Genomic DNA, 26,377 nt, shown 5'->3' with positions numbered 1-26,377 from the left:
GCGCACTTCAGCGCAATCGCCTCGCGCCCACCACCCGGGCTGCCGACTCGAAGACCAGCGCCTAACCTGCGCCGTTCGATCTCCGCCGCTGGTGCTGGCGCCAGCGACTCGGCGCAACCCCAAACCAGCGGCGACAACCTCGCGTCAGCGCGCTCAACTCGGAGTAGCCCAGCAGATTCGCGATATCGGTCAACGGCAGCGACGTTTCCCGAAGATAATGAATCGCCAACTGCCTGCGGACCTCATCGACCAGATCCTGGAAACATCGCCCCCTGGTGGCCAGACGTCGCTGCAGCGTTCTCGGGTTCAGCGCCAGTCGCCTGGCGATGTCATCGAGTCCAGCGCCCCCCTGCCCCAGCTGCTGACGGATTTGCCACGACACTTCATCGACCAGATCTTGAGGGAGTTGTTCCGGCCGATAGGTCAGATACTGCTCCATCAAGCGATGCAGACGTCCGTCGGCGGTCACCAGAGGACGCTCGAGGTCGGAACATTCCAGCAGCCAGCCATCGGAAGGGCTGTTGAAGGTCGGCACCACCCCCAGCAAACGTTGATACAGGAGCGCAGGCACGCTGGGGGACGTCGCCAGATAGATGGCCCTGGGACGCCACTGCGGCCCCAGCAGCAACGACAGCAGGCGCTGGCCGACGCCTACCGGCAACTCGCTGATCTGGCGACCGGGAGCCGCCCCGCCCCCCACCATGGTGTAGCTGAGAAAGGCTTGGCGGGGGCCACGTTCGATGTCGATGACCGCACTGCTCGAGTGGGCGGAAAAGTGATCTGCCAGCGCCTCCAGCGCCAGGCCGACCGTGGCGGCATTCTGAATCAGGTAGAGCAAGGGTCCGAAGATATCGACTCCCTGGTACTGGCCGAACTTCAGGCCGAACAGCGAATCTCCGGATGCTTCGGCACAGTTTTCGAGCAGCATCGCCAGACTCGAGAACTCGATGATGCTTTCCGGCGACTCCAGCAACGAGAGCGATAGTCCCACCCTGGCAAGCTGGGCCTCGGGGTCGATGCCCTGCTGGCGCGCGAAGTTGGCGAAACCGTGCAGTGACGACGCTCGCGAATAGTCGGCCATGCTCTCTCCCTCAGCCTGACTTCCTTACCACCTACGTTGCTCGGATGCTGATTCTCTCTTCAATTTTCGAAGCGGTTCATCGTTTTCGAGGCGGTTGATCCTGGGGCTCTTGCCTCCAGCGCGCTTGGCCTAGGCGCTGTCCGAAAAGTCGACGAGCGAAGGTTAGACAAGGCAAAAATCGGTGAGAAAGCGCAGTTTACGGGGTGTAAATGAGCATTTTGATCCGATTTTTAACGCCGTATTACCGAGCGCAGGCACTTTTCAGACAAGCCCTAGCCCTCTCCATCTAAGGTCTAGCCCTAAGTGTCGTGCAAGGTCAAATCCTTGTCATCAAATGTCAAATCGGAGGATGTCTGGCAGACGAGGATGATGCTTCGAAGACGTTTCTTTGATCCATCCACGAAAAGAGCGACAACAAGATGCCATTTCCTTTCCAGATTTCGACCCATGATGCCCTGTTGACCCTGGATACCCAGGAACTCCCCATCTATGAAGACGCGCTGCCAGGCATCCCCGGCGTCGACGTCCAGCCGCTGTTTCTCGACCCGCACAACGGCGTCTGGGTGCTGCGGGTGAAGTTCAAACCCGGTGTGGTGCTGCCCAAGCACTACCACACCGGTACGGTGCACTTCTTCACCCTGTCGGGACGCTGGCACTATCTCGAGTATCCCGATCAACCCCAGACCGCCGGCTGCTACCTGTACGAGCCCGGCGGCTCCATCCATACCTTCGCCACTCCCGCCGACAATGACGGGATCACCGACACCTTCATGGTCGTCGAGGGCGCCAACGTCAACTTCGATCAGCAAGGCAACTATCTGGGGCTGATGGACGCCAGCAGCATCATGGGGCTCATCGATGCGCTGATCACCGAGCGCGGCCTCGACCCGGCGCGCTATGTCACGCCTCCCCAACCGCACTACACCGACGCGCCGCGCTAGCCCGCCAAGATCACGCCTCCACGCGGCGTCAATCGACAAGACTCCCTACAACAATTGCGCTCGGTATGTGTCCCGCCAGGCAGGTGCCGCGGGGCCCGTCATCGACGCCAAGGAGATTCCCCATGCGCGCGATCGTCCTGCGCAATGAGCGACTCGGCCTCGAGTCACTGCCCGACCCGACGCCGGAAGCGGGAGAAGTACTGGTCAAGACCCTGGCCTGCGGTATCTGCGGCAGCGATCTGCACATGGCAGATCACTGTCACGATGCGCTGGCGGGGCTTCGCAAGGGCCGCGTTCCGGTGGCCTTCGAACCGGAGCAGGGCGTGGTCTTCGGCCACGAATTCTGTGCCGAGATCCTCGACCACGGCCCCGGCTGCGACAAGCGATACAAGGCCGGAACCCGCGTCTGCTCGGTGCCCTACGCGGTCAACGCCCAAGGCTTTCATCACATCGGCTATGCCAACGCCTACCCCGGCGGCTTCGGTGAGCTGATGCGCCTTCAGGAACACAGTCTGCTGGAGGTGCCCGGCGATTTGCCCAGCGAACTGGCGGCACTGACCGAGCCACTGGCCATCGGCCGCCACGCCGTCGCCAGAGCCCGGCTCGCCGGAGGCGAAGTGCCGATCGTGATCGGCTGCGGTCCGGTCGGCCTGTCGGTGGTGATGGCACTGAAGGCGGCCGGCTTTGGCCCGGTGGTGGCCACCGACTTCTCCCCCCATCGGCGCCAACTGGCCGAGTGCCTGGGTGCCGATATCGTTGTCGATCCGGCCGAACGTGCCCCCTTTGATTGCTGGCTCGAGGCCGCAGAAGCGCCACAGGGCTTCGACATGTACGGCCCCATGGCAATGCTGTCGATCGGCGCTCAGCCCAGGCCTTGCGTGGCCTTCGAGTGTGTCGGCGTGCCCGGTCTGATCGCCCGGACCATGCTCGACCTGCCACCAAGAAGTCGGCTGGTGGTGGTCGGCGTCTGCATGCAGACCGACCAGATCGAGCCGATCGTCGGTATTGGCAAGGAGCTGGACCTCAGCTTCTCGTTTGGCTACCGCCCCGAGGAGTTCGCTGCCACCCTCACCGACCTCGCCGACGGCCGCCTCGATGCCGCCCCCTTGATCACCGACCGCGTCACCCTCGACGGGGTCCCTGCGGCCTTCGAGACGCTTCGCCATCCCGGCGATCACGCCAAGATTCTGATCCAGCACGGAGACTGAACATGCCCCCGAGCCTTTCCTCCTCTCTCGAAAATGGACCACACAGGCTGTGCGTGCTGGGTGGCGGCGTCCTGGGTGGCCAGATCGCCTGGCACAGCGCCTTCAAGGGCAAGAATGTCATCGTCTATGACATCGACGACACGGCGCTGCAGCGCTGCCGCGCAAGCCATGACCACTACGCCGGCATCTATCAGGCCGACGTGGGCGCCAAGCCCGAAGCCATCGCCGCCACCCGCGCGCGGCTCGCCTACACCAGCGTCCTGGCCGAAGCGGTGGCCGACGCCGAACTGGTGATCGAAGCCGTACCCGAGGATCCCGAGATCAAGCGCCAGCTGTACCGGACCATGGCACCGCTGCTCGGCCCCGAGACCCTGGTGGCAACCAATTCCTCGACCCTGCTGCCCGCCGACTTCGCCGATGACAGCGGACGCCCGGAGCGCTACTGCGCGCTGCACTTCGCCAACCTGGTGTGGATCATGAATGTGGCCGAGGTGATGGCTCACCCGCGCACATCACTCACTACCCTGGAGTCGGTTACGCGCTTCGCCATCGACATCGGCATGATCCCCATCCCGGTCGAAAAGCCGCGCAACGGCTATCTGATCAACAGCTGGCTGGTGCCACTGCTGACAGCTTCCCTGACCCTGCTGCGTGAGGGCGTCGGCAGCGCCGAGATGATCGACCGCACCTTCATGAAAATGTGGAGCTCTGCAGCGGGGCCCTGCGGCATGATGGACATCATCGGCATGAAGACGTGCTTCGACGTCAGCCACCACTGGGGCGAGGTCGACGACAACGACGAAATGCGGGCCAACGCCGACTTCCTCCATCAGCATTTTCTTGCCAACGGAAAGCTCGGTCTGCCCAGTGGCGAAGGCTTCTACCGCTATCCCGACCCCGCCTATTCCCAGAGCGCCTTCATGGCGATCCCCGACCACAGCGAAGCAGGTCACATCGCGGCCCAGGTGCTCAAGGGCATGGCGGGTTGACCCAGGAAGGGGCGGTGGGCGACGCCCCTTGCTGTACTGTGATCAACGCTTGCCGGGCAGCAGCCTGGCAGAACGCCCGCCCTTGCGGGTCTTGTCCAGCGCCTTGCGCCCGGCGCTACGGCCCACTACGCGGGCCACGCCGACCATAACGCCGGTAGCGGCTCCCCACAGGATCGCCTCGCGCCACTCGACGTCGTCGCGATCCGGATTTTCCGGCGGTTCCTTGTCCGATACCTTTTGATAGGCACGCTTGGCGGCCTTGCGCGACATCACGCTGGCCCCCACCGCGGCCGCGGATCCCACGATGGACCACAGTGTCTCTTCTTTCATGAGTACCTCCTTGAACCATGGCCGGGGCCATCCCGCCCCGAGAATGTGGTGTTTCGAACACCGCAGTGTTTCAGCATAGCGAAGAGGTCCTCGCCGCCTCAAATCCCCCATTTCCGCACCGCAATAGTGCGGACTGCGCAGCGTGAAAAAACAGTGTTCAAAAATTGTGGTTTTCGACTTCGAACACAGGCAGACTCCGCAGAAATCTGCAACACTGTTCGATAACGCAACGAATCGCGAGGTCGCCTCCATGGCTCGCCCCCTCTGCCTGCTGTTCGACTGTGACGGTACCCTGGTGGACAGTGAACCCCTGCTGGCCGCCGAGATGGCCGTCAGCCTCTCCGCCGCCGGACTGCCGTTCCGGGCCGAGGACTATATGGGCGACTTTCGCGGCGCGCGCTTTCGCAACATCGTCGCCACCCTCGAGGCACAACATGGTCAGGTCGATCCGGACCACCTCGAGGTGCTGGAAGCGAGCATGCGCGCCAACCTCAACCGCCGCCTGGCCACCGACCTGACCCCCATCGCCGGTGCCACCGAGGCCCTCGCCGCGCTGTCGCACTACCCCATGGGCGTGGTTTCCAACGGCCCCGAAAACAAGGTGCGCACCTCGCTTGCCACCGTGGGCCTGACCGAGGTGTTCGGCAATCGCCTGTTCAGCGGCTACACGGCCAACTGCTGGAAGCCGGACCCCTGCCTGTACCTGCATGCCGCCAGCATCATGGGCTTCGCCGCCGAGGACTGCATCGCCATCGATGACGCCATCGTCGGCGTCAACGCGGCCCTGGCCGCAGGCATGACCGTGGTCCACCTCAATCGCTTCGCCGATGCCGAAGAAACGCCCGAAGGCGCCCACATGATCACCAGCATGTTCCAGCTGCCGACGGTCATCTCACGGCTGCAGAAGGATCGCGACAGACACGCCATGCTCTCCAGCGGCTAAATTCCGCTGCATATACCCTGAGGCCCGGCAATTGTCGGGCCTTTTCATTGCTCTACATCACCTCAAGACCTTTGTCTAAGGCACGCCTTGTTGCTGGCTTCGGCCTTTAGCGCCTAAGCTTGTCAGCCAATGGGAACGTTCCCATACGGACTTCTCGACGTCCTGCCGTTGTCGCATCACCCGGCCTGCTCACCTCGACAGGGCTCGCCAGCGTCGCCCTTGTAAACGGACGATGCCATCTTATCCAAGAGCCGCCCCATGAATGACCGCCGTCGACCCGCCACCATCCTCGAAGTCGCCCGCCAGGCTGGCGTCTCCAAGACCAGCGTCTCGCGCTACTACAGCGGTGAACGAGAGCGGCTGTCCGGGGCCATGCGCGAGCGTATCGTCGCTGCCGCCACAGCGCTGGGCTACCAGCCCAATCCCATGGCCCGGGGCCTCAAGGGAGGCCCCTCCGGCCTGGTCGGCATGCTGGTGGCCGATATCCGCAATCCTTTTTCGGTGGCGATCATGCATGGCGTCGAACAGGCCTGTCGTCAGGCGGGACTGTCGTTGATGGTGTGCAACAGCGATAACGACCTCGAGCAGGAGCGCCAGCAGCTGGCGCTGCTGTCGTCCTACCGTATCGAGGGCCTGGTGGTAAACGCGACCGGCCGCCACAGCGACGCCCTCGCCCAGCTGGCCGACAGCGGCACGCCGTTGGTACTGCTCGATCGCAGCCTCGCCGACGTCCATGCCGACGAGGTAGGGCTCGACAACGACGCCGCCATCGACATGGCCATCGCGCACTTGCGCGAACAGGGCTACGGGCGCCTGTTGTTCATTACCGAACCGCCGGCCCAGGCCAGCTCTCGTCAAGCTCGTCTGGAGCGCTTCAACCAGCGCTGCCGTGACGGCTCGCTATCCGGCGACACCCTTGTCATCGAGCTTGGCGATCGCCAACGCCTGGACCAGGCATTGGCTCGATTTGTCGATAACGCAGGCGATTCCCGCCCGGCGATCCTCTGCGCCAATGGCCAGGTAACCCTGGCACTGACCCGACGCATGAAGGCCCTCGGCTACCTCCTGGGAGAGATCGGGCTGATGGGCATCGACGAGCTAGAGTGGTGTGACCTGACCGAACCGGGCATCACCACCCTTGCCCAGCCCACCGGTGCCATCGGTCAGGCCGCCGTCGACTGCCTGCGCGCCCGTGCCGTCGGGCCTCGGCAGGCGCCGCAGCGTGCGACCTTCGCCCCGACGCTGACGGCAAGGGGCTCCACCCAGCCCGCTGCCACCCCTTCCGTCACTGCGGAGCCTTCCTCAGTGTCCTCTTCGTCTTCCACCTCAGAGACCTCCTCATGAACCAGAACACTCCTGACATCCTTACCTTCGGCGAGGCCATGACGCTGTTCGCCGCCGACGCCCCGGGCGACCTGGCCGAGGTCGAGCGCTTTTCGCGCAGCTGTGCGGGCGCCGATACCAACGTGGCCATCGGCCTGTCACGGCTGGGCTTCAAGGTGGGCTGGCTCAGTCGGGTCGGCGAAGACTGTTTTGGCCGCTACCTGCGTGCGAGCCTGGAGCGCGAAGGCCTCGACTGTCGCCACCTGATCACCGACGCCGAGCACGCCACCGGTCTGGTGTTCAAGGAGCGCGCGGTGGGCGGCGCGGATCCCCGAGTCGAATACCGTCGCCACAACAGCGCCGCCAGCAAGCTGTCGCCGGCCGACGCCCAGGACGTCGACTTCAGCACCCTGCGCCATCTGCACGCAACCGGCATCCCGCCTGCGTTGTCCGCCAGCTGCCGTGAACTCTCGCAGTTTCTGCTCGAAAAGGCCCGCCAGCATGGCACCAGCGTGTCCTTCGATCCCAACCTGCGTCCGACCCTGTGGGCCAGCGAAAGCGAGATGCGCGACACCCTCAACGGCCTGGCCGCCCAGGCCAACTGGGTGCTGCCCGGTCTGTCCGAGGGCCAGTTGCTGACCGGCCAGACCAGCGCCCACGATATCGCCGGCTTCTACCTGGATCAGGGTGCAGATGCCGTGGTGATCAAGCTAGGCCCGGAGGGCAGCTACTACCGCGGCACCCTGACAGGGCAAGACGAAGCATTCACCGTGGCCGGCGTCCCGGTGGAGACGGTGGTTGATACCGTCGGCGCCGGGGATGGCTTCGCCGTGGGCTTCGTCAGCGCCATGCTCGATGGTCTCGATCCACGCCAGGCGCTCAAGCGCGCCAACCTTATCGGCGCCGAGCAGGTCCAGGTACCGGGCGACATGGAAGGACTCCCCGACCGCGATCGCCTGGACCAACTGGAAGCCGCAACCGCGGCCTGACGCGCCGACTGCCGAAGGCCCCCTTGCCTTCGGCAGACGTCACCCGACGCGGCCCCCGGCTGCCCCATGCCGAAAAGGACGGCCGGCAACCCACCGCACCACAACGACAAGAGCACCCCATGACCAAACGCATCCTGGTATTTCGCGAGATCAACCAAGAGCAGCTCGACGCCCTGCGCGAGGAGTTCCACGTGGACTACCTGCCGGGCGTCTCGCATACCGAGGACCCGGCCTTTGTCGACGCCCTGTCACGGGCTCATGGCCTGGTTGGTTCAAGCCTCAAGATCACCTCCTCGCTGCTCGACAGGGCGCCGAACCTCGAGGCTATCGCCAGTATTTCGGTGGGCTACGACAACTATCCCCTCGACGAGCTGACCCGCCGCGGCATCCTGTTGTGCAACACCCCTGACGTCTTGACCGAGACCACCGCCGATACGGGCTTTCTGCTGATCATGAGCACCGCACGGCGAGCCGTCGAACTGGCCGAGCTGGTCAAGCAAGGCAACTGGAAGGAAAGCATCGGCAAGCCGCTCTATGGCAGCGACGTCCACGGCAAGACCCTGGGCATGGTCGGCATGGGCCGCATCGGCGCCGCCATCGCCCGCCGCGGCGCCCTGGGCTTCGGCATGAAGATCCTCTATACCAAGGCCTCACCCAAGCCTGAGCTCGAGCGAGAACTCGGCGCCCAGCGACGCGAGCTGGAAGAGCTGCTCGAGCAGGCCGATTTCGTCTGCGTCACGGTGCCGCTCTCCCGCGAGACCGAAAAGCTCTTTGGCGCCGCCGAGTTCCAGCGCATGAAGCCCGGCGCCATCTTCGTCAACCTGGCCCGTGGCAAGGTGGTAGACGAAGCCGCCATGATCGCGGCGCTGCAAGACGGCACCCTGCACGCCGCCGGCCTCGACGTCTACGAGCAGGAGCCGCTGCCCGCAGATTCACCGCTGCCGCACATGGCCAATGTGGTCGCCCTGCCCCATATCGGCTCGGCCACCCACGAGACGCGTACCGCCATGGCCCAGCGCGCGGTGGACAATATCCGCCTGGCGCTCAAGGGCGAACGCCCGTTGAGTCCAGTCAACGACGAAGTGCTGAACGACTGAAGATCCATGGGGTCGCCGGCCCCATCCCCTGAATCGGCCAACGCCTGACAACACAATAAATCGAGGTTTACATGACTCATACCCCCAAGCCCCTTTCCCGCACCTCCATTGCGCGCCTCGGCCACGGTCTGCTGGTCGGCGCTACCCTGTTCGCCGGGCTCGGCCTCGGTGCCAGCGCCCAAGCCTTCGATCTGCGCTTCGGTCACGGCGGCACCGAGGACACTGCCTACCATCTCGGTGCCACCCGCTTTAAGGAACTGCTCGAACAGTCCGACACCGACCTCGGAGTGCAGATCATGGGCAACTCCGTGCTCGGGCACGAGACAGAAATGTTCGAGCAGCAGATGGCGGGTGCCCTCGACATGTCGATCATCAACCCGGGATTGATCACCGACTTCTCGGATACCGCCAACGTCTTTTCCATTCCCTTCCTGTACCGCGACCAGGAGCACTGGCAAACCGTGCTCGACGGTGAGGTTGGCCGTGAGATTGCCGACCAGATCACCGCCGAGACCGGAGTCAAGGTGCTGGCATTCTTCGGCGGTGGCAAGCGCCAGATCGTCTCCAGTCGGGCACTCGACAGCCTCGAAGATCTCGAGGGCATGAAGCTTCGCACCAACCCCACCAAGCCGCTGATCACCGCCTGGTCTGCCCTCGGCACCGAGCCCACCGTGATGGCCTGGAAGGAAATCTATACCGGCCTGCAACTGGGCGCCATCGATGGCCTGCTCAACGAGGCGGAGTGGATCCACCGTATGCGCTTCCATGAGGTGGCGCCGCACATCGGCCTTTCCGAACACGACATCACCGTGCGCCTGCTGACCATGTCCGAGATGACCTGGGACCGGCTGGACGAAGCGCAACAGGAGGCGGTCATGGATGCGGCTTACCAGGCCGCAAGCTATGCCCGCGGGGTACAGCTCGATCAGGACTCCGAGGCGCTCGACCTGCTGGTCGAAGAAGGTGCGACCCTGCATGAACTCGACCGCGAGAAGATGCAGGAAATCGTCAGTGAGCCGCTGGCCGAGGTGATCGAGGAGATGGGCCTGACCGAGCTGCATCAAATGATCGTCAACGCCGAGTAACCTCCCCCCCGCACCGGGGCAAGCCCCGGTGCCTACCTTCAAGAGGATGAGACCATGAGGCTCTTCCTGAACGTGCTCTCGCGCGCGAATCGCGCGCTCGAGAAACTACTGCACTGGATATTGCTGGCGTTGCTGTTCGGTTTTATCGCCATGATCATCTACCAGATCGTCAGCCGGAACCTGCCGCTGCTGCCACGCCTTTACTGGACCGAAGAATTCAGCCGGTTTGCCTTCCAGTGGATGATCATGCTGGGAACCGCCATCGGCGTGCTTCACGCCGACCACTTCGTACTCGAGGCCTTTCCCCGTGGCACTCGTGCCGATCGCCTAACCCGCTGGATCCGTGACCTGGCATGCCTTGCAGTCGGTGTCATCTTCGTCGTGTATGGCCAGGAATTCGCCGCCTCAGGCCTGCGCCGCAGCGCTACCGCCTCGGGGCTTTCAATGATCTTCGTCTATTCGGCCTTTATGGTCTGTGGCCTGTTCATTGTGCTATTCGCACTTGAGCGTCTGGCCCGGGCCGTGCTCGACGGCCTTGATGCCATGGAAGCCGCCATGAACACGCCAGATCCCGTGCAGGAGGCCATAGCGGCCCAGCAAGAACACCATCTCGACCTGGATGCGCCTCAACAGAGTACCGGCGCCGGGAGGCCATCATGATCTCCATGGATGCCATCTTTATCCTGCCATGGCTGCTGTTTGGCCTGCTCGGCGTGCTTATCGTTGTTGGTGTACCCATCGCCATGGCCCTGGTGCTGACCGCAGTAGGCATGGTCATCCTCGATCCTCGCCTGACCTACTGGGTCATGTTCCAGCGCATGTACAACGGCATGGACTCCTTTGTGCTGCTGGCTGTGCCGTTGTTCCTGCTGGCCGGCAATCTGATGAACGCCGCACGCATCACCGACCGCCTGATCACTCTTTGCATGCGTCTCGTCGGTCACGTCAAGGGGGCGCTTGCCCACGTCAACGTCATGGTCAGCATGCTGTTCGCCGGCGTGTCGGGTTCGTCCACCGCCGACAGTGCCGGTGTCGGTACCGTGCTGATCCCGGCCATGCAGCGTGAAGGCTACCCCACGCACTTCGCTGTGGCCGTGACCGCCGCATCCTCAGTCATGGGCATCATCATTCCTCCATCGATCAACATGATCGTATGGGGCGCCCTGACCAATACTTCCATCGCCGGGCTCTTCTTGGGCGGGATTCTTCCGGGGGTAATGATTGGCGTCGCCCAGTTGCTGATGAACATGGGCTACGTGCGGCGCTACCAGGTGCCGGTACGCCCCCGAGCCAGCTGGCGCCAACTGGCCAGCTCCAGCAAGGACGGACTACTCGCCGCAGGCATCCCGGTGGTGATCATCGGCGGTATTACCCTGGGTATCGTAACCCCCACCGAAGCGGCGGTAATCGCCGTGCTTTACGCTCTGGTACTGGGTTTCATCGTTTACCGGGAGCTGAGCTTTCGCCAGGTTCTCGATGCCTCGACCGATACCGTGCGGTTGTGCTCGCTCTCGCTCTTCAGTCTGGTGGGCGCGGCCATCTTCGGCTATCTAATCAGCTTCTATCAGATCCCGCCCAAGTTGATGGAAGGCGTCAACATCACCAACCCGGTGACCCTGTTGATCATCATGACGCTGGTGATGCTGCTCATCGGCACCTTCATGGATTCGCTGCCCGCCATGGCCATCATGGCACCGATCTTCCAGCCGCTGGCGATGCAGGCCGGGGTGCATCCGGTGCAATTCGGTGTCATCGGCGTCATGGCGCTGGGGCTCGGCCTCATTACGCCGCCCTATGGACTCTGCCTGATGATTTCCGCCAAGATCGGAGGCATTCCGCTGCTGAAAGCGCTCGCCACCACCCTGCTGTATCTAGCGGTAATGCTGGCAGTGATTCTGCTGCTGATCGTCTTTCCCGACATCGTTCTGGCAATCCCGCGCCTGATCGCGCCGGATTTCGTCTGATCATCATCCGCCGCGACCGTCCCCACTGTCGCGGCCTTCCTCCTTTTCTGAGGTATCCATGTCCGACACCACCGCCCCCCTCTGCCTGCTGTTCGACTCCGACGGCACCCTGGTCGACAGCGAGCCGCTGCTCGCCCGGGCCATGGCTGAGACCTTCCCCGACTTCGGCCTGCCGTTCACGCCCGAGCAGTACATGGAGGAGTTTCGCGGCGTGCGCTTTCTCGACATCGTGCTCGAACTCGAGCAACGCTTCGGCGCCCTCGATGACGCCCGGCGCGACGTCATGGAGGATCGCCTGCGGGACAATATGGCCGCGCGCATGAAGGCCGAGCTGACCCCGGTTCCGGGCATCCCGGAAGCCCTTGCAGCGCTTTCCGGCCACCCCAAGGCGGTGGCCTCCAACGGCCCGCTGGCCAAGATCCGCCTGGCCATGGCAACCAGTGGACTGGCGCCGCACTTCGGCGACAATCTCTACAGCGCCTACGAGTTGCAGGTGTGGAAGCCGGACCCCGGGTTGTATCTCGCCGCCGCCGAAGGCATGGGCGCCGAACCGGAGAACTGCGTGGTGATCGACGACGCTGCGGTAGGGGTGGAAGCCGGACTCAAGGCCGGCATGCAGGTCATCCACATCAACCACTTTCCCGACGAGGAGCACACCCCGGAGGGCGCCATCGCCATCACCCACGCCAGCGAACTGGTGACAGCCATCGAGCGCTTGAACCTGGAGCGGCGAGGCCACCAGCGGGGCGTCGCCGCCACCGAGTGACCGGGCCAGGGCGCTGCGAGACACTCGTCCAGCCCCCCCCAGGCCAACCGGTGGTCTTTTCGCCACTCTTTGCTACTTTAGCGATCGTCGGTGCTCTATGCGCGATTGACCACAACGGCTCGCGAATTGATCTTGATCGCTATACTAAAGTCCCCCGTCGAAACCGGGCATACAGGGATTGCCGCGTTGCACAAGGCTCCCTATGCTGACGGGACAGCCCCTTAAAGTCAGGAGACACTCCATGCAAGAAGTGGTGATCGTTGCTGCACGCCGTACCGCCGTTGGCGCCTTCGGTGGCTCCCTCGCCGGCATTCCCGCCAGCGACCTTGGCGCCGCCGTGATCAAGGACGTGCTGGCACAGACCGGCGTCAAGCCGGAACAGGTCGACGAGGTCCTGCTGGGGCAGGTGCTGACCGCAGGTGTCGGCCAGAACCCCGCCCGTCAGGCGTCCATCAAGGCAGGCCTGCCCGACGCCGTGCCCGCCATGACCATCAACAAGGTCTGTGGCTCCGGCCTCAAGGCCCTGCATCTGGGCGCCCAGGCGATCATGCTCGGCGACGCCGAGGTGATCATCGCCGGCGGTCAGGAAAACATGTCGGCTTCCCCGCACGTGCTGCCCAATTCACGCAACGGCCAGCGCATGGGTGACTGGAAGGCCATCGATACCATGGTCCATGACGGCCTGTGGGACGCCTTCAACAACTACCATATGGGCATCACCGCCGAGAACCTCGGCGAGAAGTACGGTGTCACCCGCGAGGAGATGGACACCTTCGCCGCCGCCTCCCAGCAGAAGGCCGCCGCCGCGATCAAGGAAGGCCGCTTCAAGGGCCAGATCGTGCCGATCGAGATTCCCCAGCGCAAGGGCGACCCGGTGGTCTTCGACACCGACGAGAACCCGCGCGAAGTGTCCGCAGAAAAACTCGGCACCATGCGTCCGGCGTTCAAGAAGGACGGCAGCGTGACCGCCGGCAACGCCTCCTCGCTCAACGATGGCGCCGCCGTGGTCATGCTGTGTTCCGCCGACAAGGCCAAGGAGCTCGGCCTGGAGCCGCTGGCACGCATCAAGGCCTACTCCAACGCCGGCGTCGACCCGGCGATCATGGGCATCGGCCCGGCCCCGGCCACCCGCCGCTGCCTCGAGAAGGCCGGCTGGAGCATCGATGAGCTGGATCTGGTCGAGGCCAACGAGGCCTTCGCCGCCCAGGCCATCTCGGTCAACAAGGAACTCGGCTGGGATACCGACAAGATCAACGTCAACGGCGGCGCTATCGCCCTTGGCCACCCGATCGGCGCCTCCGGCTGCCGCGTGCTGGTGACCCTGGTCCACGAGATGATCGCCCGCGACGCCAAGAAGGGCCTTGCTACCCTGTGTATCGGTGGCGGTCAGGGCGTGGCGCTGGCTATCGAGCGCTGATCGGTGTCTCGACGCAAGAAGGCGCTGACCGACAGGCCCTCGCCAATCAAGCACTGGCCAAGTTAGCACTTGCGAAGTAAGCACTGCCCACATAGGCCCCTGCCCAGCAGGGGCCTTTTTCATGCCACGTTGAGCGCCCCCAGGACGCGCTCGCTGTCGCCTCGGGCGCCAGGGCTCACACCCCGTTGTCTACCGCCCTTCCTCTTGTCGCTCGGCCATGACGCTCTTCCCGGTGGGCTCCCCACCGCTTTTCCGCCCAGGCGGGCGCCGCCAGTCGGAAGAAGCGCTCGACCACGGCACGATCGGTAGGGGCGCTTGCCAGGCTCGTCACGACGAACACCGGCAGGTTGACCAACAGCCCCCAGAAGCCGGCATGGATGCCCAGCGGATGCGGCCACAGGGTGATGCAGGCCACCGTCACCACAAAGCCCGCCAGGATGCCGGCGGTCACGCCGCGAGCGTTGGCCCGGGGCCAGAAGAACATGCCGATGAAAGCCGGCAGCACCTGGGAGGCGAAGCCGAGACCGATCAGCAGGATCATCACCAGACTACCCGGCTCGGCGATCGCCAGCGGCGCAATCACCAGCGCCATCAAGGGCACGATCAAGCGCTTGGCCCAGCGCCCGGCACGCTCATCGCTGAAGCCGGCCCAGGGTCCGATCACGTCGCGGCTGAGGCTCAGCGCCACCGAGTGGATAAAGGGCTCGGACGAGGACATCGAGGCGGCCAGGGTACCGGCGCCGAGCAGGCCTACCAGCAGCACTGGCAAGTTGGCCATGGCGTACTCGAGCACCACGGTATCGGCACGCTCGAGCCCCGGCAGGGCGAAGACGCCGATAAAGCCCACCGTGACCAGCGGCAGGATCACCAGATAGTAGCTGGGCAGCCAGGTGGCAGAGAGCCGTAGGGTGCGCGCTGAGGTGGCGCTCATCCACTGGGTCCACACCGGCGGCATGAACGACAGCATCGAGATGATGATCGAGGTGGTCCAGAAGGCAAAGCTCATGTCGCCACCGGCGCCGGGAAGGGTCAGAAACGCCGGGCGCTCGGCGAGGGCCTGACGGTACACCTCGTCAAATCCCCACTGACCGGTGGCGCTGTGGGTGGCCCACAGACCGACGGACCAGGCCACCGCGAACATCAATATGCCCTGGAAGACGTTGGTACGACCGATGGCCCGCTGTCCGCGCAGGGTGAGATAGACCGCAATGGCGCCCAGCACGATCACCACCCCCAGCCAGATCGGGATGCGCCCACCACTCATCACGTTGAGGATGTAGGCCGAGCCGATGGTCTGCAGCACCGCGTAGGCCAAGGAGCCGATCGCCATCACCAGCGCCGCCAGCGCACCGAGCCCCGGGCTCTGGTAACGATCGGCGATGGCACTGGCCTGGGTAACATGGCCGAAGTGGGCACCGAAGGCCCACACCCGGGGGCCGAAGTACCAGGCCACCAGTGCCAGATAGCCCAGGTAGACCACCACGTAGAACACCGGCACGCCCTTGGCGTAGGCCCAGCCCGGCGCCCCCATGAAGGTGTAGGCACTGACGCTGCCGGCGGCGATCAACAGATACAGTGTGACCGGGCCCATGCTGCGCCCGGCCACGCCCCACTCCTCCAGCGCGTTCGACGAGCGCCCGGCGCGACCGCCCAGACCGATGATCAGGGCCAGCAGGACATAGCCAAGGGTCAGACTCAGCGGCAACCACTCACTCATCGTCGACCTCGCCCTCTCCCACCTTTCCGATCCTTGCGCCTTTTTCGCCATTGCCAGCTTGCTCGCCGGCTTCGTCCTGACCCCGATGGAGCAGACGATTGCCCAGCAGCATCGTCAGCGTACAGCCGACCAGGATCAGGTAGCTCCAGGCCACCAGCGCCGGCAGGCCCAGCACCAGCCGCGCCTGATTGACCAGCGCGATCACGGGCCAGATACCCGCAGCAAAGACGGCGACGGCCGCCACCAGCACCAGCCAGCCACGCAGGCTCGCTGGCACAACAAGGGAAGAAGACATCGAGGCTCCTCGACTCACGGTAAGTCCATCATCAAACAACAAGAACGAAAGCGAGCCGAGGTTACCCTCTGCCACGACTCGCCATAAGGGCTGACGCCCTGCGCCATGCCCGGGATCAAGTCCGCGAAGACGTTCCGGGCGGCCTGGTTTCCTGCCGGCTGACCACCCGCGCAGGGGTCACCGCGATCAGCAGCGCCGCCGCCACGAACAGCCCTCCCGCCGCCAGCAGCACCGCCGATAGTCCGAGCGCATCCACCACCTGGCCGCCGGATAGGGCGCCGAGGCCGATCGACAGGTTGAACACGAAGGCCATCATGGCGGTGGCCGCCTCGGGATTGGTGGCCGAGCGCAGGATCCAGGTCTGCAGGCTGACCGAGATACCGCCGAACACCAGCCCCCACAGCATCAGCAACACCGTGGCGCTGAACGGGCGGATACCCAGCCAGGGAAAGGCCAGGGTCGTGGCCGCCAGCACCAAGGGTATCAGCAGCACCGTGAGGTAGGGCCGGCGACCGGCGAGGCTACCGGCAATGAAGTTGCCGGCGAGCCCCGCCGCGCCGAACAGCAGCAGCAGGCGAGAGACATCGCCCAGCGCTACCCCGCCAAGACGCTGCAGGATCGGGCTGACGAAGGTGTAGGCGCCAAAATGGCCGACCACGATAAGCGCGGTCGCCAGGGCGCCGATGCACACGCCGGGCACTCTGAGCTGGCCACCAAGACTCGCCAGTCGTACCGGCTTGCGGGCGGGCAGGCTCGGCAACAGGTGCCACAGCCCGATGCACACCACCACACTCAGCCCGCCAAGAGCGGCGAAGGCGGTGCGCCAGTCACTGACGTCGCCCAGCCAGGTCCCCGCCGGCACCCCCAGCACCGTAGCCGCGGCGACGCCGCTGAAGATCAGCGACATCGCCCGCGGTACCTGCTCAAGCGCCACCAGTCTGCCGGCGAGTCCGCCGGCGATGGCCCAGAAGCCACCGATGCAGCAGCCGATCAGCACCCGGGTGGCCAGCAGCCAGCCAAAGCTGTCCATCAACGCACCGAGGACACTGGCCAGGGCCATCAGGGCCATCAGCCCGGTCAGCAGGTAGCGACGATCGAGCCGCCCCACCGCCACCGGCAACAGCGGCGCGGCGAACGCCGCCACGACGCCGGGCACGGTGATCATCAAACCCGCCTTGCCCTCGCTGACGTCCAGCGAGGAAGCGAGCTGGGACAACAGCCCGATGGGGAGCTGCTCGGCGGTCACCAGCAGAAAGATGCCGGCCATCACACTGACCACGGCCCACCAGTCGCGGCGACGGGTGGTGGCCTTGGCGGGCGCGGCCGAAGAGGAATCGAGTTGCGTCATGTCCATCTCATTACCGCCCGGTGATCGCGCCGACAGGCCGAGATCAGCGGGACACACACAAAAACGCCCCCGTGGCGTCAGCGACGGGGGCGTCAGACACCGAGTGCGATCAGATCTCGGTTTCGGCTTCCTCGGCTTCGAAGGCAGCCTTCTCTTCTTCGGTCATTTCCTTGATCGTCAGCTTGACGCGATTGCGGTTGTCGATGTCGAGCACCTTGACCACGATCTCGTCACCCTCATTGAGGTAGTCACGCACGTCATTGACGCGCTCGGGCACGATCTGGGAGATGTGCACCAGGCCGTCGGTACCCGGCATGATGTTGACGAAGGCGCCGAAGTCGGCGATACGCACCACCTTGCCACGGTACAGCTTGCCGATTTCCGCCTCGGCGGTGATCGCCAGCACGGTATCGATGGCCTTCTTGGCGGCCTTCTTGTCCTCGGCGTAGATGCGCACGGTGCCGTCGTCGTCCAGGTCGATGGAGGCGCCGGTGTCGTCGCAGATCTTGCGGATGGTGGCGCCACCCTTGCCGATGACGTCGCGGATCTTGTCCGGGTCGATCTTGATGGTGGCCATGGAGGGCGCGTTGTCGGAGACCTCGGCACGGCTCTCGGCGATCACGGTGTTCATCTGCTCGAGGATGCTGATGCGCGCCTCATGGGCCTGGTTCAGGGCCGTTTCCATGATCTGCTCGTCGATACCCTCGATCTTGATGTCCATCTGCAGGGCGGTGACACCCTCGGCGCTGCCGGCCACCTTGAAATCCATGTCGCCGAGGTGATCCTCGTCGCCGAGGATGTCGGTCAGCACGGCGTAGCCATCAGCGTCCTTGACCAGGCCCATGGCGATACCCGCCACCGGTGCCTTGATCGGCACGCCGGCGTCCATCAGTGCCAGCGAGGTGCCGCAGACAGAGGCCATGGAGCTGGAGCCGTTGGACTCGGTGATCTCGGAGACCACGCGAATGGTGTAGGGGAAGTCCTCTTCCGCCGGCAGCATGGCCTGGACACCACGACGGGCCAGACGACCGTGGCCGATCTCGCGACGCTTGGGACCGCCCATGAAACCGGCCTCGCCCACCGAGTACGGAGGGAAGTTGTAGTGCAGCAGGAAGCGGTCCTTGCGCTCGCCTTCCAGCGACTCGATCAGCTGGGAGTCACGCAGGGTCCCCAGGGTCGCGACCACCACCGCCTGGGTCTCGCCACGGGTGAAGATGGCGCTGCCGTGGGTCTTGGGCAGAGTACCGGCCTCGATGGCCAGCGGACGCACGGTCTTGTGGTCACGGCCGTCGATACGCGGCTCGCCCTTGATCACGCGGGCACGTACCACGCGCTTCTCGAGACCGGCGAAGGCGCCTTCGACCTCGGAGGCCTCGAACTTGCCGTCTTCGTCACCGGCCAGCTTCTCGACGGCCTCGGCCTTGAGTGCGGACAGGGCATCCTGGCGCTGCATCTTGTCGGTGATGCGGTAGGCTTCGCCGACCTTGGCTTCGAAGCCCTGGGCCAGGGCTTCCTTGAGCGCGGTATTCTCGGCGGCGGGCTGCCACTCCCACTTGGCCTTGCCGGCCTCGGCGGTCAGCTCGTTGATCGCCTGGATGACGGTCTGCATCTCCTGGTGGCCGAACAGCACGGCGCCCAGCATCTCGTCCTCGAGCAGCTCTTCGGCCTCGGACTCGACCATCAGCACGGCCTTCTCGGTACCGGCCACGACCATGTTCAGCTCGGAGCCGCCGAGCTCCTCGACGGTCGGGTTGAGGAAGTAGCCACGCTCTTCATTGAAGCCCACGCGAGCGGCGCCGATGGGACCATTGAAGGGCACGCCGGAAATCGCCAGCGCCGCCGAGGTGCCGATCATCGCGGCGATGTCCGGATCGTGGTTGCGATCGGTGGACAGCACGGTACAGATGACCTGGACTTCGTTCATGAAGCCCTTGGGAAACAGCGGACGGATCGGACGGTCGATCAGTCGCGAGGTGAGGGTTTCCTTCTCGGTGGGACGCCCTTCACGCTTGAAGAAGCCGCCGGGAATCTTGCCGACCGCGTAGGTCTTTTCCTGGTAGTGGACAGACAACGGGAAGAAAGGCTGGCTCGGGTTGGCCTCCTTTCTGGCCACCACGGTGCACAGCACCACGGTGTCGTCCATGGTGACCATCACGGCACCGGTGGCCTGGCGGGCGATGCGCCCGGTTTCCAGGGTGACGGTGCTGCGACCGTACTGAAACGTCTTCTTGACCGGATTCACGGCGACTTCCTTTACTTTTCGATGTTTGGGTCGTTTTTGACTCGGCGCCTATTTTAGGGGGTCAAGCCCGTGAGGGCCACCACAAAGGTCAAGGGAGTTTCAAGTGGCCGCCGCTGCCTGCCGCGACCGCGCACAACGCTGTACCACCAACGACAACGGGCAGCCCCGTGGGGCTGCCCGTTATCTGACGCCGCTTCCCGAAGGAAGCCTTGTCGCGCTTGCGTCTTAGCGACGCAGACCCAGACGCTGGATCAGGGACTGATAGCGCTCGAAGTCCTTGCGCTTGAGGTAGTCAAGCAGCTTGCGGCGCTGGTTGACCATGCGGATCAGGCCACGACGGGAGTGGTGATCCTGCTTGTTGGTCTTGAAGTGATCCTGCAGGCCGTTGATGTTGGCGCTGAGCAGGGCCACCTGAACCTCGGGGGAACCGGTGTCGCTGTCACCACGGCCGTATTCGTTGACGATTTCGGCCTTCTGTTCGGCGGTAAGTGCCATCTGTCTCTCCAGTAAGCAATATGCCTGAATGATGAATGTCGGAGACCACGCATATTTGCAGTCTCCAGCTGCCGCAACCCCTTGAGGGGGTCAGTCTTGCCCTGAGCCCGCGACGAACGTGCTCAGAAGGCGCCGGGGCACGATATCCCCGGTAGGCTCGACCAGACCGAGACCGATAAAGGACTCACCCTGATAGAGGCGATACAACGACTCCTCGGCCATGGCCGAATCGCCGCCCTCGAGCTCACCGCGTGCCGGGCGTCCAAAGCGCAGGGCCTGGACACCTGCCTCACTGAGGCGATGAGCCGGGAGGTGTTGAAGCAGACTGTCGATCGGTGCCAGGCGCGCTTGGCGCTGGCCGTCGTCCTGGGCCTCGAGCGTGTCGAAATCGACCATGCCGTCGGCATCGAAGGGGCCGGTCTTCAGCCGTCTGAGCCGCGAGATATGCCCTTCGCAACCCAGCGCCTTGGCCATGTCCTCGGCCAGCGTACGCACATAGGTGCCTTTGCTGACCCGGACCTCCAGGTCGAATCCTGGGGACTCGCCCTCGAGGCTGGCGGAAAGTAGCCGAGCATCATACACCCTTATCCGCCGGGTTGCACGATCTACGCTTTTGCCCTCTCGCGCCAGTTCGTAGAGCTTGCGCCCCTGGTGCTTGAGCGCGGAATACATCGGCGGCAGTTGATCCTGCTCGCCGATGAAATTCGCCACTACCGACGCGACGTCGCTGTGCTCCAGCGCCGGCACCGGCGCCTCGGCGATGACCTCGCCTTCGGCGTCACCGGTATCGGTGCTCTGCCCGAGCTCGACCCGGGTGCGGTACACCTTGTCGGCCTCGAGCAGCTGGTTGGAAAACTTGGTGGCCTCACCGAACAGCACCGGCAGAAGACCTGTCGCCATGGGGTCCAGGGTACCGGTATGACCGGCCTTCTGGGCCTGGTACAGGCGCCTCGCCCGCTGCAGTGCAAAGTTGCTGGACATGCCCTTGGGCTTGTCCAGCAGCAGTACACCATCGATCGGCAGTCCTCGACGACGACGGGCCATCAGTCCTTGGCCCCGTCCTCGCCGCTGTCGTTCTCGTCATCCCCCTCGGGTTGGCGAGAGCGATCGCTGGCCACCGCCTCTTCGATCAGCGATGACAGGTGCTGACCACGCACCACGCTTTCGTCATAGTGAAAGCGCAGTTCCGGCACGTGACGCAGCTTGATGCGACGCGCCACCTGGCTACGGAGGAAACCGCCGGCGCGCTTGAGCACCTTGAGGTTTTCCTTGATCCGTTCCGGGTCCTGCTCACCCAGCAGGGTGATATGGACGTCGGCGTAGCCGAGGTCACGACTGACCTCGACCCCGCTCACGGTGACCATCCCCAGGCGCGGGTCCTTGACCTCGCGCTGGATCAGGACCGCCAGCTCCTTCTGGAGCTGGTCGGCCACTCGGTCGGTACGCTTGAATTCGCGCATGGATGACGACTCCTCGAACGCTTACAGCGTGCGCTCGACCTTGACCTGGTCAAAGACCTCGATCTTGTCGTTGACCTGGACATCGTTGTAGTTCTTCACCCCGATGCCACACTCCATGCCGTTGCGCACTTCCTGGACGTCGTCCTTGAAGCGGCGCAGCGACTCGAGCTCGCCTTCGTAGATGACCACGTTGTCGCGCAGCACGCGGATCTTCTTGTTACGGAAGACCGTACCCTCGACCACCATGCAGCCAGCCACGGCACCGATCTTGGGCGCGCGGAAGACGTCACGGACCTCGGCAATACCGACGATCTCTTCCTTCCACTCGGGCTCGAGCATGCCGCTCATGGCCTGCTTGACCTCGTCGATCAGGTGGTAGATGACGCTGTAGTAGCGCAGCTCCAGACCTTCACGCTCGATGATCTCGCGGGCGGCCGCATCGGCACGCACGTTGAAGCCGACCACGATGGCCTCACTGGCCAGTGCCAGGTTGGCATCGGTACCGGTGATACCGCCAACACCGGAGGACACCACGGACACCTGCACCTCGTCGGTGGACAGCTCCTCGAGGGCGCCCTTGATCGCTTCCAGGGAACCCTGGACGTCGGCCTTGAGCACGATGTTGACCTTGGCGGCCTCGCTCTGGCCCATCTGGGAGAACATGTTCTCCAGCTTGGCCTTCTGCTGGCGTGCCAGGCGAATCTCGCGGTACTTGCCCTGGCGGAAGTTGGCGACTTCACGCGCCTTCTTCTCGTCGGCCACGACCATGAAGTCGTCACCGGCTTCCGGGGTGCCATCGAGACCCTGGATCTCCACCGGCATGGCGGGACCCACGGCGTCGACCTGCTTGCCGAGTTCGTTGGTCAGGGCACGCACACGGCCGTAGTGCAGACCGGCCAGTACGATGTCGCCCTTCTTCAGGGTACCGTTCTGGACCAGCACGGTGGCCACCGGGCCACGGCCCTTGTCGAGGCGAGACTCGACCACCACACCCTTGCCGGGTGCGCTCGGGACCGCCTTGAGCTCGAGCACCTCGGAGACCAGGTGAACGGCTTCCAGCAGCTCCTCGATGCCTTCGCCAGACTTGGCGGAGACGTGGACGAACTGGGTGTCGCCACCCCACTCCTCGGAGATCACGCCATGCTGGGACAGCTCATTCTTGACCCGGTCGGGATCGGCTTCCGGCTTGTCGATCTTGTTGACCGCGACCACCATCGGCACTTCGGCAGCCTTGGAGTGCTCCACCGCCTCGATGGTCTGGGGCATGACGCCATCGTCGGCCGCCACCACCAGGATGACCACGTCGGTGGCCTTGGCACCACGGGCACGCATGGCGGTAAACGCCGCGTGACCAGGGGTGTCGAGGAAGGTCACACCGTCGCTGTCGTCCTCGACGTGGTAGGCACCGATGTGCTGGGTGATACCGCCGGCTTCACCGGTGGCCACCTTGGCACGACGAATGTAGTCGAGCAGCGAGGTCTTGCCGTGGTCGACGTGACCCATGACCGTGACCACCGGAGAGCGGGTGATTTCCTCGCCCTCGTAGGAGATGGCTTCGAGCACTTCGGTCTCGAGGGCATCGTCCTTGACCAGCTTGGGCGTGTGGCCCATTTCTTCCACCACGATAGCCGCGGTGTCCTGGTCGATGGTCTGGTTGATGGTCACCGCGGCGCCCATGGTGAACATGGCCTTGATGACCTCGTTGGCCTTGATCGACATCTTGTCGGCCAGTTCGGCCACCGAGATGGACTCGGGAATCGAGACCTCACGCACGATCGGCTGGGTCGGCTTCTGGAAGCCATGCTTGCCGTTGCCCTGGCTGCCGCCACGACGGCTGCCACGACGCTCGGCGCGCTTGGCCTTCTTGCCACCGCCACGACGACGCTCTTCGCGGTCGCTGCGATCGTCGTCGTCACGCTCGCCACGGCCTTTCTTGCCGGTCTTGGCGGCGGCCTTCTTGACGGCGGCACGACGCACGTCGCCACGACCTTCCTTGGGCGGCGCCGGCGGCTCGTCGCCAGCCGGGGCAGAGGTGTCGAGCTCGGGCACCGGAATGTCGGGCACGACGGCGGCCTCTTCGGCCTCGCGCTTGGCCTTGGCGGCCTGCTCGGCGTCCTGGCTCGCCTTCTGCTCGGCGCGCTGCTTGGCTTCTTCGGCCTCCTGGGCCTCGCGACGTGCACGGGAATCGGCCATGTCGCCGACCAGCTGACGCGGACCGTGGTCCTCGACCGGCGCCGGGGCTTCTTCCTGGGCCTCGTCACGCTTGACGTAGGTGCGCTTCTTGCGGACCTGGACCTCGATGGTCTTGCCGCGCTCGCTGGTCTTGATCTTGCTGCGCGTCTTGCGGGTCAGGGTGATGCGATTGCGCGCAGCCGCGCCCACACCGCTGCCACCGCCATGGCTCTTGGTCAGAAAGTCCAACAGCTTGCGCTTGTCTTCCTCGGACACGGCGTCGGCTTCCGACTTGTGCTCGAGTCCGGCTTCTTTCATCTGTTCCAGCAGACGGGGCACTTCACGCCCCACCTTCGCTGCAAAATCCTTAACGGTCATCTCTGACATTACGACCCTCCTCAGCCCGTGACCCTGTTACTGTTCGCTCTCGAACCAAGGCGCACGGGCGGTCATGATCAATGCCGCGGCGCGCTCTTCGTCCACCTCTTCGATGTCCACCAGATCATCGACAGACTGTTCAGCCAGATCTTCCATGGTCTTGATGCCACGGCTGGCCAGGATGAAGGCCAGATGGCGCTCCATTCCGTCCATCTCCAGCAGATCATCCGCCGGCTGGGCTCCGTCCAGTTCCTCCTCGGAGGCAATGGCCAGGTTCAAGAGCTCGTCCTTGGCGCGAGCTCGAAGCTCCTCGATGAGGTCTTCGTCGAACTCTTCGATTTCCAGCATTTCCTCGACCGGTACGTAGGCCACCTCTTCAAGCGAGGTGAAACCTTCCTCGACCAGCAGCCGAGCGACATCATCATCGATGTCCAGGTGCTGAACGAAGTGCTCGACCAGACTGTCGATTTCCTGGTCGCGCTTGGCCTCGGCGTCGGCTTCGGTCATGACGTTGATACGCCAGCCGGTCAGCTCGGACGCGAGACGCACGTTCTGGCCACTACGGCCGATGGCCTGGGCCAGGTTGTCCTCGGCGACGGCCACGTCCATGGCGTGGGCATCCTCATCCACCAGGATGGAGGCGACGTCGGCCGGGGCCATGGCGTTGATCACCAGCTGTGCGGGATTGTCGTCCCACAGCACGATGTCGACGCGTTCGTTCTGCAGCTCCGAGGACACCGCCTGCACGCGCGAACCGCGCATGCCGACGCAAGCGCCCACCGGGTCGATGCGACGGTCGTTGGTCTTGACCGCGATCTTGGCCCGGGAGCCCGGATCACGCGCCGCACCCTTGATCTCGATAAGCTGCTCGGCGATCTCGGGAACCTCGATCTTGAACAGCTCAATGATCATCTGCGGGTTGGTGCGCGACAGGATCAACTGGGCGCCACGCGCCTCGGCGTCGACCTTGACCAGCAGTGCGCGCACCCGCTCGTTCATGCGGTAGCGCTCACCGGGGATCATCTCGCTGCGCGGCAGGAAGGCCTCGGCGTTGTCGCCCAGGTCAATGATCAGGCCGTCACGTGTCGTCTTCTTGACGATACCCGCGACCAGTTCACCTTCACGCTCGGCATAGATGCGCACGACCTCGGCACGCTCGGCCTCGCGCACCTTCTGCACGATGACCTGCTTGGCGGTCTGGGCGGCGATACGACCGAAGGCCGCATTCTCGATGCGCTCCTCGACCACGTCACCCAGGCCCAGCGGCGGATCCCGCTTTTCGGCGAAGGTCAGCTTGATCTCGGCGTCGGGTCCGTCGAAGTCATCGTCCTCGACCACCACCCAGCGGCGGAAGGTCTCGTACTCGCCGGTCATCCGGTCGATGTGTACGCGGACGCTGGCTTCCTCATCCTCGAAGCGCTTGCGCGAGGCACTGGCCAGCGCCGCCTCGACGGCTTCGAAGATGACCTCGCGGGGGACACCCTTCTCGTTGGAGATCGCGTCAACGACCGCCAGAATTTCTTTACTCATGCCTTAAAGCCTCGCCAAAAAACCGATCCTTGTTCTCTCTTGTCGCGCATCAGTCGTCGCGCATCAGTGAGCGTCACTCGTCAAACTGAGGAACCACCCGCGCCTGATCGATGCCGTCGATCGGAAAGCAGTATTCCTCACCGTCGATCTGCACCAGCACCTCGTCACCCTCGGTTCCGGCGAGCACGCCCTGGAACTTGCGCCGACCCTCGAAAGGAGCGCGCAGCTTCAGAGCCACGTGATGGCCAGCGTAACGGGAGAACTGATCGAGACGGAACAGCGGACGATCCATCCCGGGCGAAGACACCTCGAGACGGTACTCCCCGGCGATGGGATCCTCGACATCCATGATGGCGCTGACCTGTCGACTGATATCGGCACAGTTGTCGACACTGACGCCATCGGCGTGATCGATGTAAATCACCAGACGGGAATGTTTTCCCTGGGACAGATAGTCGATACCCCAGAGCTCGAACCCCATGGCCGTTACCACCGGTTCGATCAACGCATTGAGCGCAGCATCTTTGGTCGCCACGAATGAAAGCTCCTACAGCCGTTGCATCAGCACCTGGCCGGGAGTGAACAGGAAAGTCAGGTGGCTGATTGG

At 64.3% G+C, this 26,377-nt stretch carries 24 protein-coding genes; 12 read left to right on the top strand and 12 right to left on the bottom strand.

Going from position 1 to position 26,377, the window contains the following annotated elements; all coding sequences use genetic code 11:
- Nucleotides 1-61: 61 nt before the first annotated feature.
- Nucleotides 62-1,081, bottom strand: coding sequence for an AraC family transcriptional regulator (locus tag NFG57_RS01300; protein ID WP_108131769.1), 1,020 nt, complete (start codon nt 1,079-1,081; stop codon nt 62-64).
- Between the two features lie 419 nt (nt 1,082-1,500).
- On the opposite strand from NFG57_RS01300, the gene NFG57_RS01295 reads away from it, so the two are divergent.
- The 3 genes from NFG57_RS01295 (at nt 1,501) to NFG57_RS01285 (ending at nt 4,219) form a co-directional block, all read left to right on the top strand.
- Nucleotides 1,501-2,022 (top strand): 2,4'-dihydroxyacetophenone dioxygenase family protein, encoded by a 522-nt coding sequence (locus NFG57_RS01295; RefSeq protein ID WP_108449999.1) that lies wholly within the window; start codon nt 1,501-1,503, stop codon nt 2,020-2,022.
- Between the two features lie 122 nt (nt 2,023-2,144).
- Nucleotides 2,145-3,230 carry a zinc-binding dehydrogenase gene (locus NFG57_RS01290; RefSeq protein ID WP_348815181.1) on the top strand — a complete coding sequence of 362 codons (1,086 nt, stop codon included), beginning with the start codon at nt 2,145-2,147 and terminating at the stop codon, nt 3,228-3,230.
- A 2-nt stretch (nt 3,231-3,232) separates the two neighbouring features.
- Nucleotides 3,233-4,219 (top strand): 3-hydroxyacyl-CoA dehydrogenase, encoded by a 987-nt coding sequence (locus NFG57_RS01285; RefSeq protein ID WP_348815180.1) that lies wholly within the window; start codon nt 3,233-3,235, stop codon nt 4,217-4,219.
- Nucleotides 4,220-4,261: 42 nt separating this feature from the next.
- Here the strand turns inward: NFG57_RS01285 and NFG57_RS01280 are convergent, their stop codons facing one another.
- On the bottom strand, nt 4,262-4,549 hold the full coding sequence (locus tag NFG57_RS01280) for a DUF4235 domain-containing protein (protein WP_052704310.1): 288 nt from the start codon (nt 4,547-4,549) through the stop codon (nt 4,262-4,264).
- Nucleotides 4,550-4,799: 250 nt separating this feature from the next.
- Here NFG57_RS01280 and NFG57_RS01275 point away from each other — a divergent pair, with 250 nt between their 5' ends.
- The 9 genes from NFG57_RS01275 (at nt 4,800) to NFG57_RS01235 (ending at nt 14,133) form a co-directional block, all read left to right on the top strand.
- Complete coding sequence (locus tag NFG57_RS01275) at nt 4,800-5,492, top strand: HAD-IA family hydrolase (RefSeq protein WP_045992255.1); 693 nt, start codon at nt 4,800-4,802, stop codon at nt 5,490-5,492.
- A gap of 258 nt (nt 5,493-5,750) precedes the next feature.
- Nucleotides 5,751-6,836, top strand: coding sequence for a LacI family DNA-binding transcriptional regulator (locus tag NFG57_RS01270; RefSeq protein ID WP_348815179.1), 1,086 nt, complete (start codon nt 5,751-5,753; stop codon nt 6,834-6,836).
- Nucleotides 6,833-7,804, top strand: coding sequence for a sugar kinase (locus NFG57_RS01265; protein ID WP_348815178.1), 972 nt, complete (start codon nt 6,833-6,835; stop codon nt 7,802-7,804). Before NFG57_RS01270 ends, NFG57_RS01265 begins: the two co-directional genes overlap by 4 nt.
- A 119-nt stretch (nt 7,805-7,923) precedes the next feature.
- Entirely contained in the window at nt 7,924-8,901 is a 978-nt protein-coding gene (locus NFG57_RS01260; protein WP_108131777.1) for a D-glycerate dehydrogenase, read from the top strand.
- 71 nt (nt 8,902-8,972) lie between these two features.
- Entirely contained in the window at nt 8,973-9,986 is a 1,014-nt protein-coding gene (locus tag NFG57_RS01255; protein ID WP_108131778.1) for a TRAP transporter substrate-binding protein, read from the top strand.
- A gap of 54 nt (nt 9,987-10,040) precedes the next feature.
- Entirely contained in the window at nt 10,041-10,646 is a 606-nt protein-coding gene (locus tag NFG57_RS01250) for a TRAP transporter small permease (protein WP_108131779.1), read from the top strand.
- Nucleotides 10,643-11,950, top strand: a complete 1,308-nt coding sequence (locus NFG57_RS01245) for a TRAP transporter large permease (RefSeq protein ID WP_348815177.1) — start codon at nt 10,643-10,645, stop codon at nt 11,948-11,950. Before NFG57_RS01250 ends, NFG57_RS01245 begins: the two co-directional genes overlap by 4 nt.
- A gap of 58 nt (nt 11,951-12,008) precedes the next feature.
- The gene (locus NFG57_RS01240; protein ID WP_108450006.1) at nt 12,009-12,716 is read left to right on the top strand and encodes an HAD-IA family hydrolase; all 708 of its coding nucleotides are present in this window, start codon (nt 12,009-12,011) and stop codon (nt 12,714-12,716) included.
- Nucleotides 12,717-12,957: 241 nt separating this feature from the next.
- A complete protein-coding gene (locus NFG57_RS01235) occupies nt 12,958-14,133 on the top strand; it encodes an acetyl-CoA C-acetyltransferase (RefSeq protein WP_108450007.1) in 1,176 nt (391 codons plus the stop codon).
- 175 nt (nt 14,134-14,308) lie between these two features.
- On the opposite strand, the gene NFG57_RS01230 is transcribed toward NFG57_RS01235, so the two are convergent.
- From NFG57_RS01230 to rimP, 10 genes are all read right to left on the bottom strand, one after another.
- Nucleotides 14,309-15,850 (bottom strand): sodium:solute symporter family protein, encoded by a 1,542-nt coding sequence (locus tag NFG57_RS01230; RefSeq protein WP_348815176.1) that lies wholly within the window; start codon nt 15,848-15,850, stop codon nt 14,309-14,311.
- The gene (locus tag NFG57_RS01225; RefSeq protein ID WP_222569900.1) at nt 15,843-16,145 is read right to left on the bottom strand and encodes a hypothetical protein; all 303 of its coding nucleotides are present in this window, start codon (nt 16,143-16,145) and stop codon (nt 15,843-15,845) included. The genes NFG57_RS01230 and NFG57_RS01225 overlap by 8 nt, the downstream gene beginning before the upstream one ends.
- A 115-nt stretch (nt 16,146-16,260) precedes the next feature.
- Nucleotides 16,261-17,493, bottom strand: coding sequence for an MFS transporter (locus NFG57_RS01220; RefSeq protein WP_108131784.1), 1,233 nt, complete (start codon nt 17,491-17,493; stop codon nt 16,261-16,263).
- Nucleotides 17,494-17,602: 109 nt separating this feature from the next.
- A complete protein-coding gene (gene pnp, locus NFG57_RS01215; protein WP_108131785.1) occupies nt 17,603-19,735 on the bottom strand; it encodes a polyribonucleotide nucleotidyltransferase in 2,133 nt (710 codons plus the stop codon).
- A 225-nt stretch (nt 19,736-19,960) separates the two neighbouring features.
- A complete protein-coding gene (gene rpsO, locus NFG57_RS01210; RefSeq protein WP_045992264.1) occupies nt 19,961-20,230 on the bottom strand; it encodes a 30S ribosomal protein S15 in 270 nt (89 codons plus the stop codon).
- Between the two features lie 90 nt (nt 20,231-20,320).
- A complete protein-coding gene (truB, locus tag NFG57_RS01205; RefSeq protein ID WP_348815175.1) occupies nt 20,321-21,274 on the bottom strand; it encodes a tRNA pseudouridine(55) synthase TruB in 954 nt (317 codons plus the stop codon).
- Nucleotides 21,274-21,690, bottom strand: a complete 417-nt coding sequence (gene rbfA / locus NFG57_RS01200; RefSeq protein ID WP_108131787.1) for a 30S ribosome-binding factor RbfA — start codon at nt 21,688-21,690, stop codon at nt 21,274-21,276. Before rbfA ends, truB begins: the two co-directional genes overlap by 1 nt.
- Nucleotides 21,691-21,711: 21 nt before the next feature.
- Nucleotides 21,712-24,249 carry a translation initiation factor IF-2 gene (gene infB / locus NFG57_RS01195; protein WP_045992267.1) on the bottom strand — a complete coding sequence of 846 codons (2,538 nt, stop codon included), beginning with the start codon at nt 24,247-24,249 and terminating at the stop codon, nt 21,712-21,714.
- Between the two features lie 27 nt (nt 24,250-24,276).
- Nucleotides 24,277-25,770 carry a transcription termination factor NusA gene (nusA, locus tag NFG57_RS01190; RefSeq protein ID WP_108131788.1) on the bottom strand — a complete coding sequence of 498 codons (1,494 nt, stop codon included), beginning with the start codon at nt 25,768-25,770 and terminating at the stop codon, nt 24,277-24,279.
- A 73-nt stretch (nt 25,771-25,843) separates the two neighbouring features.
- The gene (gene rimP, locus NFG57_RS01185) at nt 25,844-26,305 is read right to left on the bottom strand and encodes a ribosome maturation factor RimP (RefSeq protein ID WP_045992269.1); all 462 of its coding nucleotides are present in this window, start codon (nt 26,303-26,305) and stop codon (nt 25,844-25,846) included.
- Between the last annotated feature and the right edge of the window lie 72 nt (nt 26,306-26,377).

Source organism: Halomonas sp. H10-59 (genome assembly GCF_040070555.1).
Taxonomy (GTDB): domain Bacteria; phylum Pseudomonadota; class Gammaproteobacteria; order Pseudomonadales; family Halomonadaceae; genus Halomonas; species Halomonas litopenaei.
This window is presented reverse-complemented; position numbering and strand designations above follow the sequence as displayed.